The 14,591-nt window shown below is 60.9% G+C and carries 12 protein-coding genes; 11 read left to right on the plus strand and 1 reads right to left on the minus strand.

Annotated elements, in window-relative coordinates:
• Window positions 1-114 precede the first annotated feature (114 nt).
• From sdhC to HU748_RS08260, 11 genes are all read left to right on the plus strand, one after another.
• Window positions 115-501 (plus strand): succinate dehydrogenase, cytochrome b556 subunit, encoded by a 387-nt coding sequence (sdhC, locus tag HU748_RS08210; protein ID WP_023628897.1) that lies wholly within the window; start codon window positions 115-117, stop codon window positions 499-501.
• Complete coding sequence (gene sdhD / locus HU748_RS08215) at window positions 495-863, plus strand: succinate dehydrogenase, hydrophobic membrane anchor protein (protein ID WP_054894255.1); 369 nt, start codon at window positions 495-497, stop codon at window positions 861-863. The genes sdhC and sdhD overlap by 7 nt, the downstream gene beginning before the upstream one ends.
• 3 nt (window positions 864-866) lie before the next feature.
• On the plus strand, window positions 867-2,639 hold the full coding sequence (sdhA, locus tag HU748_RS08220) for a succinate dehydrogenase flavoprotein subunit (RefSeq protein ID WP_054894254.1): 1,773 nt from the start codon (window positions 867-869) through the stop codon (window positions 2,637-2,639).
• An 11-nt stretch (window positions 2,640-2,650) separates the two neighbouring features.
• Complete coding sequence (locus tag HU748_RS08225) at window positions 2,651-3,355, plus strand: succinate dehydrogenase iron-sulfur subunit (protein ID WP_012315348.1); 705 nt, start codon at window positions 2,651-2,653, stop codon at window positions 3,353-3,355.
• 244 nt (window positions 3,356-3,599) lie between these two features.
• Window positions 3,600-6,431, plus strand: coding sequence for a 2-oxoglutarate dehydrogenase E1 component (locus HU748_RS08230; RefSeq protein ID WP_186666232.1), 2,832 nt, complete (start codon window positions 3,600-3,602; stop codon window positions 6,429-6,431).
• Window positions 6,432-6,473: 42 nt separating this feature from the next.
• Entirely contained in the window at window positions 6,474-7,694 is a 1,221-nt protein-coding gene (gene odhB / locus HU748_RS08235) for a 2-oxoglutarate dehydrogenase complex dihydrolipoyllysine-residue succinyltransferase (protein WP_186666231.1), read from the plus strand.
• 95 nt (window positions 7,695-7,789) lie between these two features.
• The gene (gene lpdA, locus HU748_RS08240) at window positions 7,790-9,226 is read left to right on the plus strand and encodes a dihydrolipoyl dehydrogenase (protein WP_054894251.1); all 1,437 of its coding nucleotides are present in this window, start codon (window positions 7,790-7,792) and stop codon (window positions 9,224-9,226) included.
• A 170-nt stretch (window positions 9,227-9,396) separates the two neighbouring features.
• Window positions 9,397-10,563: an ADP-forming succinate--CoA ligase subunit beta gene (gene sucC / locus HU748_RS08245; protein ID WP_011534748.1), complete on the plus strand. Its 1,167-nt coding sequence runs from the start codon at window positions 9,397-9,399 to the stop codon at window positions 10,561-10,563.
• Window positions 10,563-11,447, plus strand: a complete 885-nt coding sequence (gene sucD / locus HU748_RS08250; RefSeq protein WP_016393102.1) for a succinate--CoA ligase subunit alpha — start codon at window positions 10,563-10,565, stop codon at window positions 11,445-11,447. The genes sucC and sucD overlap by 1 nt, the downstream gene beginning before the upstream one ends.
• A 388-nt stretch (window positions 11,448-11,835) precedes the next feature.
• Window positions 11,836-13,149: a branched-chain amino acid transport system II carrier protein gene (gene brnQ, locus HU748_RS08255; protein WP_054894250.1), complete on the plus strand. Its 1,314-nt coding sequence runs from the start codon at window positions 11,836-11,838 to the stop codon at window positions 13,147-13,149.
• A gap of 246 nt (window positions 13,150-13,395) precedes the next feature.
• Complete coding sequence (locus HU748_RS08260) at window positions 13,396-14,145, plus strand: DUF599 family protein (RefSeq protein ID WP_186707981.1); 750 nt, start codon at window positions 13,396-13,398, stop codon at window positions 14,143-14,145.
• A gap of 82 nt (window positions 14,146-14,227) precedes the next feature.
• Here HU748_RS08260 and HU748_RS08265 read toward each other — a convergent pair whose 3' ends face one another.
• The gene (locus HU748_RS08265) at window positions 14,228-14,503 is read right to left on the minus strand and encodes a hypothetical protein (protein WP_054894248.1); all 276 of its coding nucleotides are present in this window, start codon (window positions 14,501-14,503) and stop codon (window positions 14,228-14,230) included.
• Between the last annotated feature and the right edge of the window lie 88 nt (window positions 14,504-14,591).

The raw sequence follows: 14,591 nt of genomic DNA on the forward strand, positions 1-14,591 counted from the left end.
GACTCCCAGGGGCTTTCCAGCCCGCCCTGCTGGGTGTCGTGTTCTCTTCGGTGGTGGGTACCTGACCAGTACACTTACCAACAACTTTGCCCTGTTCGCTAGGGGCTCTTCAGTGTGAAAAAAGCCGTGAAAAGCCAACGACCTGTAAACCTAGACCTAAGGACCATCAAACTCCCGATCACCGCGTACACGTCCATTCTTCACCGTATTTCCGGCGTCATCCTGTTCCTCGGCCTTGCCATCATGCTGTACGCATTGGGCAAGTCGCTGGGTTCCGAGGAAGGCTTTGCCGAGGTGAAGGCGTGTCTGACCAGTCCGCTGGCCAAACTGGTGACCTGGGGCCTGCTGTCCGGCCTGCTGTATCACCTCGTCGCAGGTGTTCGCCACCTGATCATGGACATGGGTGTCGGTGAGACGCTGGAAGGCGGCAAGCTGGGCTCGAAAATCGTGATCGTCATCTCCGTGGTGCTGATCGTTCTGGCGGGAGTTTGGGTATGGTAACTAATGTCACGAACCTGTCGCGTTCGGGCCTCTATGACTGGATGGCGCAGCGCGTCTCGGCGGTCGTTCTCGCGGCTTACTTCATCTTCCTGATCGGCTACCTCGCGATCCACCCGGGCATCGACTATGCCCAGTGGCACGCTCTGTTCTCCAACAACGCGATGCGGATCTTCAGTCTGCTGGCACTTGTCGCGCTGGGCGCTCACGCCTGGGTCGGCATGTGGACCATCGCCACCGACTACCTGACGCCGATGTCGTTCGGCAAGTCGGCGACTGCGATTCGTTTCCTGTTCCAGGCGGTATGCGGCGTTGCGATGTTCGCTTACTTCGTCTGGGGTGTGCAGATTCTCTGGGGTATCTGATTCATGGCTAACATTCCAACCATTTCCTTCGACGCCATCATCATCGGTGGCGGCGGTGCGGGCATGCGCGCCGCACTGCAGCTGGCTCAAGGCGGCCACAAGACCGCAGTAGTCACCAAGGTGTTCCCGACCCGTTCGCACACCGTTTCCGCCCAGGGCGGCATCACCTGTGCCATCGCTTCGGCCGACCCGAACGACGACTGGCGCTGGCACATGTACGATACCGTCAAGGGTTCCGACTACATCGGTGACCAGGACGCTATCGAATACATGTGTCAGGAAGGCCCGGCTGCGGTCTTCGAGCTGGACCACATGGGCCTGCCGTTCTCGCGTACCGAAACCGGCCGTATCTACCAGCGTCCGTTCGGTGGCCAGTCCAAGGACTTCGGCAAGGGCGGCCAGGCCGCGCGCACTTGCGCCGCGTCCGACCGTACCGGCCACGCCCTGCTGCACACCCTCTATCAGGGCAACCTGAAGGCGGGCACCACCTTCCTCAACGAGTACTACGCCGTTGACCTGGTCAAGAACCAGGACGGCGCTTTCGTCGGTGTGATCGCGATCTGCATCGAAACCGGCGAAACCATGTACATCAAGTCCAAGGCCACCGTTCTGGCCACTGGCGGTGCGGGCCGTATCTACGCCTCCACCACCAACGCCCTGATCAACACCGGTGACGGTATCGGCATGGCCCTGCGTGCAGGCGTACCGGTACAGGACATCGAGATGTGGCAGTTCCACCCGACCGGCATCGCCGGCGCCGGTGTACTGGTCACCGAGGGTTGCCGCGGTGAGGGTGGCTACCTGATCAACGCCCACGGCGAGCGCTTCATGGAGCGTTACGCGCCGAACGCGAAGGACCTGGCTGGCCGCGACGTGGTCGCCCGTTCCATGGTCAAGGAAATCATTGCCGGCAACGGCGTGGGCCCGAACAAGGACCACGTACTGCTGAAGCTGGACCACCTGGGCGAGGAGGTGCTGCACAGCCGCCTGCCAGGTATCTGTGAACTGTCCAAGACCTTCGCCCACGTCGACCCGGTGGTCGCGCCGGTTCCGGTCGTACCGACCTGCCACTACATGATGGGCGGCGTTGCCACCAACATTCATGGCCAGGCCATCACCATGGACGCCGAAGGCAAGGATCAAATCATCCCAGGCCTGTTCGCTGTGGGTGAAGTGGCGTGCGTATCGGTTCACGGTGCCAACCGCCTGGGCGGCAACTCGCTGCTCGACCTGGTGGTATTCGGTCGCGCTGCCGGCCTGCACCTGGAAAAAGCACTGAGCGACGGCGTCGAGTACCGCGACGCGAGCGACACCGATGTCGACGTTGCCCTGAACCGCCTGAACAAGCTCAACGAGCGTACCACTGGCGAAGACGTTGCAAGCCTCAAGCGTGAGCTGCAGAGCTGCATGCAGAACTACTTCGGTGTATTCCGTACTGGCGAATACATGCAGAAGGGTATCGAGCAGCTGGCCGGCCTGCGTGACCGCATTGCCAACGTCAAGATCAACGACAAGTCCCAGGCCTTCAACACCGCGCGTATCGAAGCGCTGGAGCTGCAGAACCTGCTGGAAGTTGCCGAAGCGACCGCCATCGCAGCCGAAGCCCGTAAAGAGTCCCGCGGCGCTCACGCCCGTGAAGACTTCGAAGACCGTGACGACGAGAACTGGCTGTGCCACACCCTGTACTACCCGGGTGAGAAGCGCGTTGCCAAGCGCGGCGTCAACTTTGCGCCGAAGACAGTTCCTGCCTTCGAACCAAAAGTCCGGACTTACTAAGGGTGGCCGCTATGTTGAAAGTCGAAGTTTATCGTTACAACCCGGACACCGACTCGGCGCCCAAGATGGAGTCGTTCGACGTCGATACCGGTGGCAAGGACCTGATGGTGCTGGACGTACTGGCACTGATCAAGGAGAAGGACGAGGGCTTCTCGTACCGTCGCTCCTGCCGTGAAGGCGTTTGCGGTTCCGATGGCATGAACATGAACGGCAAGAACGGCCTGGCTTGCATCACCCCGCTGTCGGGTGTGGTCAAGGGCAACAAGCTGGTCCTGCGTCCGCTGCCAGGTTTGCCAGTCATTCGTGACCTGGTCGTCGATATGAGCATCTTCTACAAGCAGTACGAGAAGGTGAAGCCATTCCTGCAGAACGACACCCCGGCTCCGGCCATCGAGCGTCTGCAGTCGCCGGAAGATCGCGACAAGCTGGACGGTCTGTACGAGTGCATCCTGTGCGCTTGCTGCTCGACCTCCTGCCCATCGTTCTGGTGGAACCCGGACAAGTTCCTGGGCCCCGCCGCGTTGCTGCAGGCCTATCGTTTCCTGGCCGACAGCCGTGACACCAAGACGCAAGAGCGTCTGGCGTCGCTGGATGACCCGTTCAGCGTATTCCGCTGCCGCGGGATCATGAACTGCGTGAACGTCTGCCCGAAGGGTCTGAACCCGACCAAGGCGATCGGCCACGTACGTAACATGCTGCTGCAAAGCGGCACCTGATTCGAAAATGTTGCACCAGCAGTAAGCCGAAGCGCGGGTGGTGAGCCCGCGCCGAGGTAAAACCCGAGCAAGGGCCCAAAAAGCCCGCGCTCATTACCTATGAAGATATGAGACCAGCAGGGGCTTCCGGGCTGGTACCCGGAAAATCTGCAGGATCCAGGTGGCGTGGTTAGTCGCTGTGTTCGGACTTTTCCAGGTTTGCGTGGCTCTTGCCGATCCGTCCCCTAACCGAGGGTGACCAAGCATGCAAGAAAGCGTGATGCAGCGCATGTGGGAAAGCGCCCACCTTTCAGGTGGTAACGCTGCATATGTGGAAGAGCTCTACGAGCTCTACCTGCACGACCCTAACGCTGTGCCAGAAGAGTGGCGCACCTACTTCCAGAAGTTGCCCGCCGACGGCAGCACCGCTACCGACGTATCGCACTCTACGATCCGCGACCATTTCGTACTGCTGGCAAAGAACCAGCGCCGCGCCCAACCGGTTTCCGCCGGGAGCGTGAGCAGTGAACACGAGAAGAAGCAGGTTGAAGTGCTGCGACTGATCCAGGCCTATCGTATGCGCGGCCATCAGGCTGCCCAGCTCGACCCGTTGGGGTTGTGGCAGCGCCCTGCGCCCGTAGACCTGTCGATCAATCACTACGGCTTGACCAATGCCGACCTTGATACGACCTTCCGTGCCGGCGACCTGTTCATCGGCAAAGAGGAAGCGAGCCTACGCGAAATCTTCGAGGCGCTGCAGAAGACATATTGTCGCACCATTGGCGCCGAGTTCACCCACATCGTCGATTCCGAGCAACGCAGCTGGTTCCAGCAGCGCCTCGAAAGCGTTCGTGGCCGTCCTGACTTCTCCGTTGACGTGCAGACTCACCTGCTCGAGCGCGTTACCGCGGGCGAAGGCCTGGAAAAATACCTGGGCACCAAGTACCCGGGTACCAAGCGCTTCGGTCTGGAAGGCGGCGAAAGCCTGATTCCGATGCTGGACGAAATGATTCAGCGTTCCGGCTCCTACGGCACCAAGGAAGTCGTGATCGGCATGGCCCACCGTGGCCGTCTGAACGTGCTCGTCAACACCTTCGGCAAGAACCCGCGCGAGCTGTTCGACGAGTTCGAAGGCAAGAAGATGAACGAGCTGGGCTCCGGTGACGTGAAGTATCACCAGGGCTTCTCCAGCAACGTCATGACCCCTGGTGGTGAAGTCCACCTGGCAATGGCGTTTAACCCGTCCCACCTGGAAATCGTCTCGCCAGTGGTAGAGGGATCGGTTCGTGCCCGCCAGGACCGCCGCAACGACACCGTTGGCGACAAGGTCCTGCCGATCTCGATCCACGGCGACGCGGCCTTCGCAGGCCAGGGCGTGGTCATGGAAACCTTCCAGATGTCGCAGACCCGCGGTTTCAAGACCGGCGGTACCGTGCACATCGTGATCAACAACCAGGTCGGCTTCACCATCAGCAACCCGCTGGACGCGCGCTCCACCGAGTACGCCACCGACGTGGCCAAGATGATCCAGGCGCCGATCCTGCACGTGAACGGCGACGATCCGGAAGCGGTGCTGTTCGTGACACAACTGGCCATCGACTACCGCATGCAGTTCAAGCGTGACGTGGTGATCGACCTGGTCTGCTACCGTCGTCGCGGCCACAACGAGGCCGACGAACCGAACGGCACCCAGCCGCTGATGTACCAGCAGATCACCAAGCAGCGCACCACCCGTGAGCTGTACGCCGACGCGCTGATTCAAGCCGGTCGCATCGACGCCGAGCGCGCCCAGGCCAAGATCGACGAGTACCGCAACGCGCTGGACAACGGCCTGCACGTGGTCAAGAGTCTGGTCAAGGAGCCGAATCGCGAGCTGTTCGTCGACTGGCGTCCGTACCTGGGCCATGCCTGGACTGCGCGTCACGACACGCGCTTCGACCTCAAGACCCTTCAGGAACTGTCGGCCAAGCTGCTCGAGCTGCCAGAAGGTTTCGTCGTCCAGCGCCAGGTCGCCAAGATCTACGAAGACCGTCAGAAGATGCAGGCCGGTGGCTTGCCGATCAACTGGGGTTATGCAGAGACCATGGCCTACGCCACCCTGCAGTTCGAAGGTCACCCGATCCGCATGACCGGCCAGGACATCGGCCGTGGCACCTTCTCGCACCGTCACGCGGTGCTGCACAACCAGAAGGACGCCAGCACCTACGTTCCGCTGAAGAACCTGTTCCCAGGCCAGCCGAAGTTCGAACTGTACGACTCCTACCTGTCGGAAGAAGCCGTACTGGCCTTCGAATACGGCTACTCCACCACCACGCCGAATGCGCTGGTGATCTGGGAAGCCCAGTTCGGTGACTTCGCCAACGGTGCGCAGGTGGTGATCGACCAGTTCATCACCAGCGGCGAGCACAAGTGGGGTCGTCTGTGCGGCCTGACCATGCTGCTGCCGCACGGCTACGAAGGCCAGGGCCCCGAGCACTCCTCGGCCCGTCTGGAGCGTTACCTGCAGCTGTGCGCCGAGCACAACATCCAGGTGTGCGTGCCGACCACGCCGGCGCAGATCTACCACCTGCTGCGTCGTCAGGTCATCCGCCCGCTGCGCAAGCCGCTGATCGTGCTGACGCCAAAGTCGCTGCTGCGCCACAAGCTGGCCATCTCGACGCTGGAAGATCTGGCAGAAGGCTCGTTCCAGACCGTGATCCCGGAAATCGATGCCATCGATCCGGCCAAGGTCGAGCGCCTGGTGCTGTGCAGCGGCAAGGTCTACTACGACCTGCTGGAAAAACGTCGTGCCGAAGGCCGCGAAGACATCGCCATCGTGCGTATCGAGCAGCTGTATCCGTTCCCTGAGGACGACCTGGTCGAGATCCTGGCGCCTTACACCAACCTCAAGCATGCAGTGTGGTGTCAGGAAGAGCCGATGAACCAGGGTGCCTGGTACAGCAGCCAGCATCACATGCGCCGTATCCTGGGCCGCCACAACAAGGCGCTGGTCCTGGAATACGCCGGTCGCGACGCTTCTGCCGCGCCAGCCTGTGGTTACGCATCGAAGCACGCCGAGCAGCAGGAAAAACTGCTGCAAGACGCGTTCACTGTCTAACGCCTTCGCGCACCTGAAACCGAATTTAAGGAAACACTGATAATGGCTATCGAGATCAAAGCCCCAACCTTCCCGGAATCGGTTGCCGATGGCACCGTGGCCACCTGGCACAAGAAGCCGGGCGAAGCCGTCAAGCGTGACGAGCTGATCGTCGACATCGAGACCGACAAGGTCGTCCTGGAAGTTCTGGCCACCGCTGATGGCGTGCTGGGCGACATCGTCAAGGGCGAGGGCGACACCGTCCTGTCCGACGAAGTCCTGGGTTCGATCGTTGAAGGTGGCGCCGCTGCTGCTGCGCCTGCTGCTGCCGCTGCTCCGGCTGCCGCTCCGGCCGCCGCCGCCGATGCAGGTGAGGACGACCCGGTTGCCGCGCCTGCCGCGCGCAAACTGGCCGAAGAGAACGGTATCGACCTGGCCACCGTTTCCGGTACTGGCAAAGGCGGTCGTATCACCAAGGAAGACGTGGTGGCTGCAGTCGCCAACAAGAAGTCGGCCCCTGCCGCACCTGCTGCCAAGCCGGCTGCCGCTGCCGCTGCTCCGGTTGTCGTCGCTGCTGGCGATCGCACCGAGAAGCGTGTGCCGATGACCCGTCTGCGCGCCAAGATCGCTGAGCGTCTGGTCGAAGCCCAGTCGAGCATGGCCATGCTGACTACCTTCAACGAAGTCGACATGACCGAAGTCATGGCCCTGCGTTCGAAGTACAAGGACCTGTTCGAGAAGACCCACAACGGCGTACGCCTGGGCTTCATGTCGTTCTTCGTCAAGGCCGCCACCGAGGCGCTGAAGCGCTTCCCGGCAGTCAACGCTTCGATCGATGGCAACGACATCGTTTACCATGGCTACGCGGACGTCGGCGTTGCCGTCTCCAGCGACCGTGGTCTGGTGGTACCGGTGCTGCGCAATGCCGAGTCGATGTCGCTGGCCGAGATCGAGAACGGCATCGCCACCTTCGGCAAGAAGGCCCGTGACGGCAAGCTGTCGATCGAAGAGATGACCGGCGGTACCTTCACCATCACCAACGGTGGTACCTTCGGTTCGATGATGTCGACCCCGATCGTCAACCCGCCGCAGGCCGCGATCCTGGGTATGCACAACATCATCCAGCGTCCGATGGCGATCAATGGCCAAGTGGTCATTCGCCCGATGATGTACCTGGCGCTGTCCTATGACCACCGCCTGATCGACGGCAAGGAAGCGGTAACCTTCCTGGTGACCATCAAGAACCTGCTGGAAGATCCGTCCCGTCTGCTGCTGGACATCTAATCACGCAGCTGCACGCTGCAGGCGACAGGCTCCCGACCGGAGCAGGTCGCCTTGCCGCGTGCGGCTTGTAGCTTGAAGCTGATAAGGAATCTTTTATGACCCAGAAATTCGACGTAGTGGTGATTGGTGCGGGTCCTGGCGGCTATGTTGCTGCCATCAAGGCTGCCCAACTTGGTCTGAAGACTGCCTGTATCGAGAAGTACACCGACGCCGAGGGCAAGCTGGCCCTGGGCGGCACCTGCCTGAACGTAGGTTGCATTCCTTCCAAGGCGCTGCTGGACAGCTCCTGGAAATACAAGGAAGCAAAAGAGAGCTTCAACGTCCACGGCATCTCCACTGGCGAAGTGAAGATGGACGTCGCCGCGATGGTTGGTCGCAAGGCTGGCATCGTCAAGAACCTGACCGGTGGCGTTGCCACCCTGTTCAAGGCCAACGGCGTTACTTCGATCCAGGGCCACGGCAAGCTGCTGGCTGGCAAGAAAGTCGAAGTCACCAAGGCTGACGGAACCACCGAAGTCATCGAGGCCGAGAACGTGATCCTGGCCTCCGGCTCGCGTCCGATCGACATTCCGCCGGCTCCGGTCGACCAGAATGTGATCGTCGACTCCACCGGCGCCCTGGAATTCCAATCGGTACCCAAGCGCCTGGGCGTGATCGGCGCTGGCGTCATCGGCCTGGAGCTGGGCTCGGTCTGGGCTCGCCTGGGTGCTGAAGTGACCGTGCTGGAAGCGCTGGACACCTTCCTGATGGCTGCCGACACCGCCGTGTCGAAAGAAGCTCAGAAGACCCTGACCAAGCAAGGCCTGGACATCAAGCTGGGCGCGCGCGTCACCGGCTCGAAAGTCAACGGCGACGAAGTCGAAGTGACCTACACCAACGCCGAAGGCGAGCAGAAGATCGTCTTCGACAAGCTGATCGTTGCGGTCGGCCGTCGTCCTGTGACCACCGATCTGCTGGCTGCCGATAGCGGTGTGAACATCGACGAGCGTGGCTACATCTTCGTCGACGACTACTGCGCCACCAGCGTGCCGGGCGTCTACGCCATCGGCGACGTAGTTCGCGGCATGATGCTGGCACACAAGGCCTCGGAAGAGGGCATCATGGTCGTCGAGCGCATCAAGGGCCACAAGGCTCAGATGAACTACGACCTGATCCCTTCGGTTATCTACACCCACCCGGAAATCGCCTGGGTCGGCAAGACCGAACAAGCATTGAAAGCCGAAGGCGTTGAGGTTAACGTGGGCACCTTCCCGTTCGCGGCCAGCGGCCGTGCGATGGCTGCCAACGACACCGGTGGCTTCGTCAAGGTCATCGCCGATGCCAAGACCGACCGCGTCCTGGGTGTTCACGTGATCGGCCCATCGGCTGCCGAGCTGGTTCAGCAAGGCGCGATCGCAATGGAATTCGGCACCAGTGCCGAGGACCTGGGCATGATGGTCTTCAGCCATCCGACCCTGTCCGAAGCGTTGCATGAAGCAGCGCTGGCTGTGAATGGCGGTGCCATTCACGTGGCCAACCGTAAGAAGCGTTAATTATAAAAACCACGGCGGGCTGCCCGTCGTGGGTCTTGCGTGCAAGATCCACCGCGGAATGTCCGCCGGACCGGGCCACCGGAAAAATCCGGGGTTAACGGTCACAGGTGGCGCGGCTCTGGAAACAGCGCAGCGCCGAAGCGCAGTACCTAACGAAGACGGTAAAAAGCATGAATCTTCACGAGTATCAGGGTAAACAGCTGTTCGCTGAGTACGGCCTGCCAGTTTCCAAGGGTTTCGCTGTCGATACCCCTGAGCAAGCCGCAGAAGCCTGCGACAAGATCGGCGGTTCCGAGTGGGTTGTAAAAGCCCAGGTCCACGCTGGTGGTCGCGGTAAGGCGGGCGGCGTCAAGCTGGTTCGCAGCAAGGAAGACGCCAAGGCGTTCGCTGCGCAGTGGTTGGGCAAGAATCTGGTGACCTACCAGACTGACGCCAACGGTCAACCAGTCTCCAAGATCCTGGTCGAATCCTGCACTGACATCGCCAAAGAGCTGTACCTGGGCGCTGTAGTGGATCGTTCGAGCCGTCGTATCGTGTTCATGGCTTCCACCGAAGGTGGCGTGGACATCGAGAAAGTCGCTCACGAAACTCCTGAGAAGATCCTCAAGGCTACCATCGACCCGCTGGTCGGCGCTCAGCCGTTCCAGGGTCGCGAGCTGGCTTTCCAGCTGGGCCTGGAAGGCAAGCAAGTACAACAGTTCGCCAAGATCTTCGTAGGTCTGGCCAAGCTGTTCAAGGACCATGACCTGGCCCTGCTGGAAGTGAACCCGCTGGTGATCAAGGCCGACGGCGACCTGCACTGCCTCGATGCCAAGATCAACATCGACGCCAACGCCATGTACCGTCAGCCTAAGCTGAAGACCTTCCACGACCCGTCCCAGGACGACGCCCGTGAAGCCCACGCTGCCAAGTTCGAACTGAACTACGTAGCGCTGGAAGGCAACATCGGCTGCATGGTCAACGGTGCCGGTCTGGCCATGGGTACCATGGACATCGTCAACCTGCACGGCGGCAAGCCAGCCAACTTCCTCGACGTTGGTGGTGGTGCTACCAAGGAACGCGTTACCGAAGCGTTCAAGATCATCCTGTCCGACAGCAATGTCGCGGCCGTTCTGGTCAACATCTTCGGTGGTATCGTTCGTTGCGACATGATTGCCGAAGGCATCATCGGTGCAGTGAAAGAAGTCGGCGTGAAAGTACCGGTCGTTGTCCGCCTCGAAGGCAACAACGCCGAACTGGGCGCTAAAGTACTGGCAGAAAGCGGTTTGAACATCATTGCGGCAACCAGCCTGACCGACGCTGCTCAACAAGTTGTCAAAGCTGCGGAGGGCAAGTAATGAGCGTCCTGATCAATAAAGACACCAAAGTCATCTGCCAGGGCTTCACCGGCTCGCAGGGTACTTTCCACTCCGAACAAGCCATCGCCTACGGCACCAAGATGGTCGGCGGCGTCACCCCAGGCAAGGGTGGCACCACCCACCTGGGCCTGCCGGTGTTCAACACCGTCAAGGAAGCTGTGGAAGCTACCGGCGCTGACGCTTCGGTCATCTACGTTCCGGCTCCGTTCTGCAAGGACTCGATCCTGGAAGCGGCCTTCGGCGGCATCAAGCTGATCGTCTGCATCACCGAAGGTATTCCTACCCTCGACATGCTGGACGCCAAGGTCAAGTGCGACGAGCTGGGTGTCACCCTGATCGGCCCTAACTGCCCAGGCGTCATCACTCCGGGCGAGTGCAAGATCGGCATCATGCCAGGCCACATTCACTTGCCAGGCAAGGTCGGTATCGTTTCCCGTTCCGGCACCCTGACCTACGAAGCGGTCAAGCAGACCACCGACGCCGGCTTCGGCCAATCGACCTGCGTCGGCATCGGCGGCGACCCAATCCCAGGCTCCAACTTCATCGACATCCTGAAGCTGTTCCAGGAAGACCCGAAGACCGAAGCGATCGTCATGATCGGTGAGATCGGCGGTTCGGCTGAAGAAGAAGCTGCTGCCTACATCAAGGCCAACGTCACCAAGCCTGTCGTTTCCTACATCGCTGGTGTTACCGCTCCTGCGGGCAAGCGTATGGGCCACGCTGGCGCCATCATCTCCGGCGGTAAAGGCACTGCAGACGAGAAATTCGCTGCACTGCAGGACGCTGGCGTGAAGACCGTGCGTTCCCTGGCTGACATCGGCAAGGCCCTGGCCGAGCTGACTGGCTGGGAAGCCAAGAAGTAAGTAACACGCTATACCCCCCACGCGCACAAAGGCCACCTTCGGGTGGCCTTTGTCGTTCTGGGTCGTCCCGCGATGGGCCCGGAAATGACAACTCAGATTATTCGATCGGGCCCATAGGATTTTTCCAGCAGACGATGGTTTCAATCCGAGGATAATCCAGCCATCCTCGGTCACGCAGACGTCAAACACATACACACATCGGACAACCAGCACCATTGCAGTGCGTTTGCCCGGCAAATTCTGTAACCTACGCGTTCACTCTGTGCCCGTACCCCAAAAGGGAACGACACGCTAAACGGGTCTGGCTCATCAAGCCGGGCAGCATTTCCCTCATCCATGTGGAAATCCCTTCTCGAATCCCGATTTCAGCAGTGTGGTACTTCCTTAAATGAAAGTGTTAAAAGGCCAGGATATCCTGGCGCTTGGCTTTATGACGTTCGCGCTTTTCGTCGGTGCGGGCAATATCATCTTCCCGCCTATCGTTGGCCTGCAGTCCGGTCCGCACGTGTGGATGGCGGCGCTGGGCTTCCTGGTCACCGCCGTGGGTCTGCCAGTCATTACCGTGGTTGCCCTGGCGAAGGTCGGTGGCGGGATGGATGCCCTGAGCAGCCCGATCGGCAAGTTCTTCGGCGGCCTGTTGGCGGCAGTCTGCTACCTCTCGGTCGGCCCGCTGTTCGCTACCCCGCGCACCGCGACCGTTTCGTTCGAGGTGGGTGTGGCGCCACTGACCGGTGAAAGCCCGCTGGCGCTGTTCATCTACAGCCTGGTGTACTTCGCTGTGGTGCTGGCCGTGTCGATGTATCCGGGCAAGCTGCTCGACACTGTCGGTCGCTTCCTGGCACCGCTGAAGATCATTGCCCTGGCGGTGCTCGGCATTGCTGCCTTCGCGCTGCCAGCGGGCTCGATTGGTGACGCGCAGCCGGCTTACGTCGCAGCTCCGTTCTCCCAAGGCTTCATCAATGGCTACCTGACCATGGATACCCTCGGTGCCCTGGTGTTCGGCATCGTCATCGTCAACGCCATCCGTTCGCGCGGTGTGGAGTCGCCCAAGCTGATCACTCGCTACGCCATCATCGCCGGTCTGATCGCCGGTGTCGGCCTGGCGCTGGTGTACATCAGCCTGTTCCGCCTCGGCGCCGGCAGCCATGAGATCGCTGCGAACGCGAGCAACGGTGCTGCGGTTCTGCATGCCTACGTGCAGCACACCTTCGGCTCGCTGGGCAGTGGTTTCCTGGCCGTGCTGATCGCGCTGGCCTGCCTAGTCACTGCCGTGGGCCTGACCTGTGCCTGTGCCGAGTACTTCAGCCAGATCCTGCCGCTGTCGTACCGTGCCCTGGTGGTGATCCTGGCGGGCTTCTCGCTGCTGATCTCGAACCTGGGCCTGACCAAGCTGATCATGTTCTCGATCCCGGTGCTGACCGCCATCTACCCGCCATGCATCGTGGTCGTGGGCCTGAGCTTCGTGAAGGACCTGTGGAACTCGCCGGTACGCATTCTCGCGCCGGTCATGCTCGTTTCGCTGCTGTTCGGCATGGTCGATGCGATCAAGGGCAGCAGCCTGGCGCACATCCTGCCGGACGCGGTGGCGCACTTGCCGCTGAGCGAGCAGGGCCTGGCCTGGCTGGTGCCTTCGGTGATCGCCCTGGCCGCCGCGGTGGTCTGTGATCGTCTGCTCGGCAAGCCACGCGAGGCGCTGGCCTGATGGGTGAAGCCTGCAGCAGGTGCTGGCCACAAGCCTATTGGCACTTGCTGGATGTTTGAACCCGAAGCCCCGTATCCGAAAGGATGCGGGGCTTTTTGCTGGCTACTGTTTCTGTAGGAGCGGGCTTGCCCGCGAACAGGCCCGCCCTGGCAAGATGGTTTTCACAACCTCAGTGTGCCTTTCATCGATAGCCAGCGTCGAATCCGCAGGCCAACCTCTTTATGCCCCGCCTTACGGAAACCCTGCATGACCTTCATCCAAAGCAATCTCCACAACCTGCTGGCCGTCGCCTGGTTTGCGCTGTGCTGGGGCGGCTACACCCGCTACGCCACCTGGAAGGGGCGCGACACTGCGTGCCTGGCCAGCGTCCTGCATCTCTACCGGGAAGATTGGATGCGTCGCATGCTGCTGCGCGACAACCGCATCGCCGACGCCAGCGTGATCGGCAACCTGGAGCGCAACGCGTCTTTTTTTGCCTCGAGCACTCTGATCATCCTGGCAGGCATCCTCACCGTGCTCGGCGCCTCCGATCGTGCGCTGTCGCTGTTAGCCGACCTGCCGCTGGTGCAGCAGGCCTCGCAGGGGATGTCGGAGATCAAGCTGCTGTGCCTGGCACTGGTGTTCGTCTATGCCTTCTTCACCTTCAGCTGGTGCATGCGCCAATACAATTTCGCTGCGGTGCTGGTGGGGTCGGCGCCGATGATTGGTGAGCGGCAGGTCAGCGAGCTTGAGCGCAAGGCCTTCGCCTCGCGGGCGGCGCGGGTACTGTCGCTGGCGGCCAACCAGTTCAACCTTGGATTGCGTTCTTACTATTTCGGCATGGCCATGCTGAGTTGGTTCGTCAGCCCGTGGATGTTCATGCTGCTGAGTATCGGCGTCGTATTCATTCTGTACCGACGGGAGTTCCACTCCCATGTACTGGAAGTGATGGTCTTCACTCCCACCGAAAGTGTGCAGAGTGAAGCGGGCAAGGACACTTCGGTGAATATGAATTGATCAACGCTGACTGAAGCGTTTCATCAGTTAATTGCAGGTACAAAAAAACCCGACGCAAGTCGGGTTTTTCCGTTCAGCATAATTACTGCTTGGCAGGTTCGGCCGGAGCAGTGGAAGGCGCCGGGGTGGAAGGCTGGGCTTCCTCGGCGGCTTTCTGCTGCGCTTCGGCCTGATCTTTGGCGGCTTCGGCGTTTTCCTTGGCGGCCTCGTTCACTTTATCCTGAGCCTCGCCCATCTTCTCCTGGGCTTGCTCGGCATGTTGCTGTGCGTCCTGGGCTTTGTCTTCGCTCGCCTTGTCGCAAGCAGCCAGGCCCATGGCAGCGGCCAGCATCAGAGCAAAAGCAAAAGGTTTACGCATGGGGTGTTTCTCCTTGGTGGAATAACTTACTTGAAACCTTCGAGTCCGTCCGCCAGCCATAAGTTCAACGCAGGTTGCAGATATATAA

The organism is Pseudomonas sp. RW3S2 (assembly GCF_014268955.1).
In the GTDB taxonomy this organism is placed as follows: Bacteria; Pseudomonadota; Gammaproteobacteria; order Pseudomonadales; family Pseudomonadaceae; genus Aquipseudomonas; species Aquipseudomonas wayambapalatensis.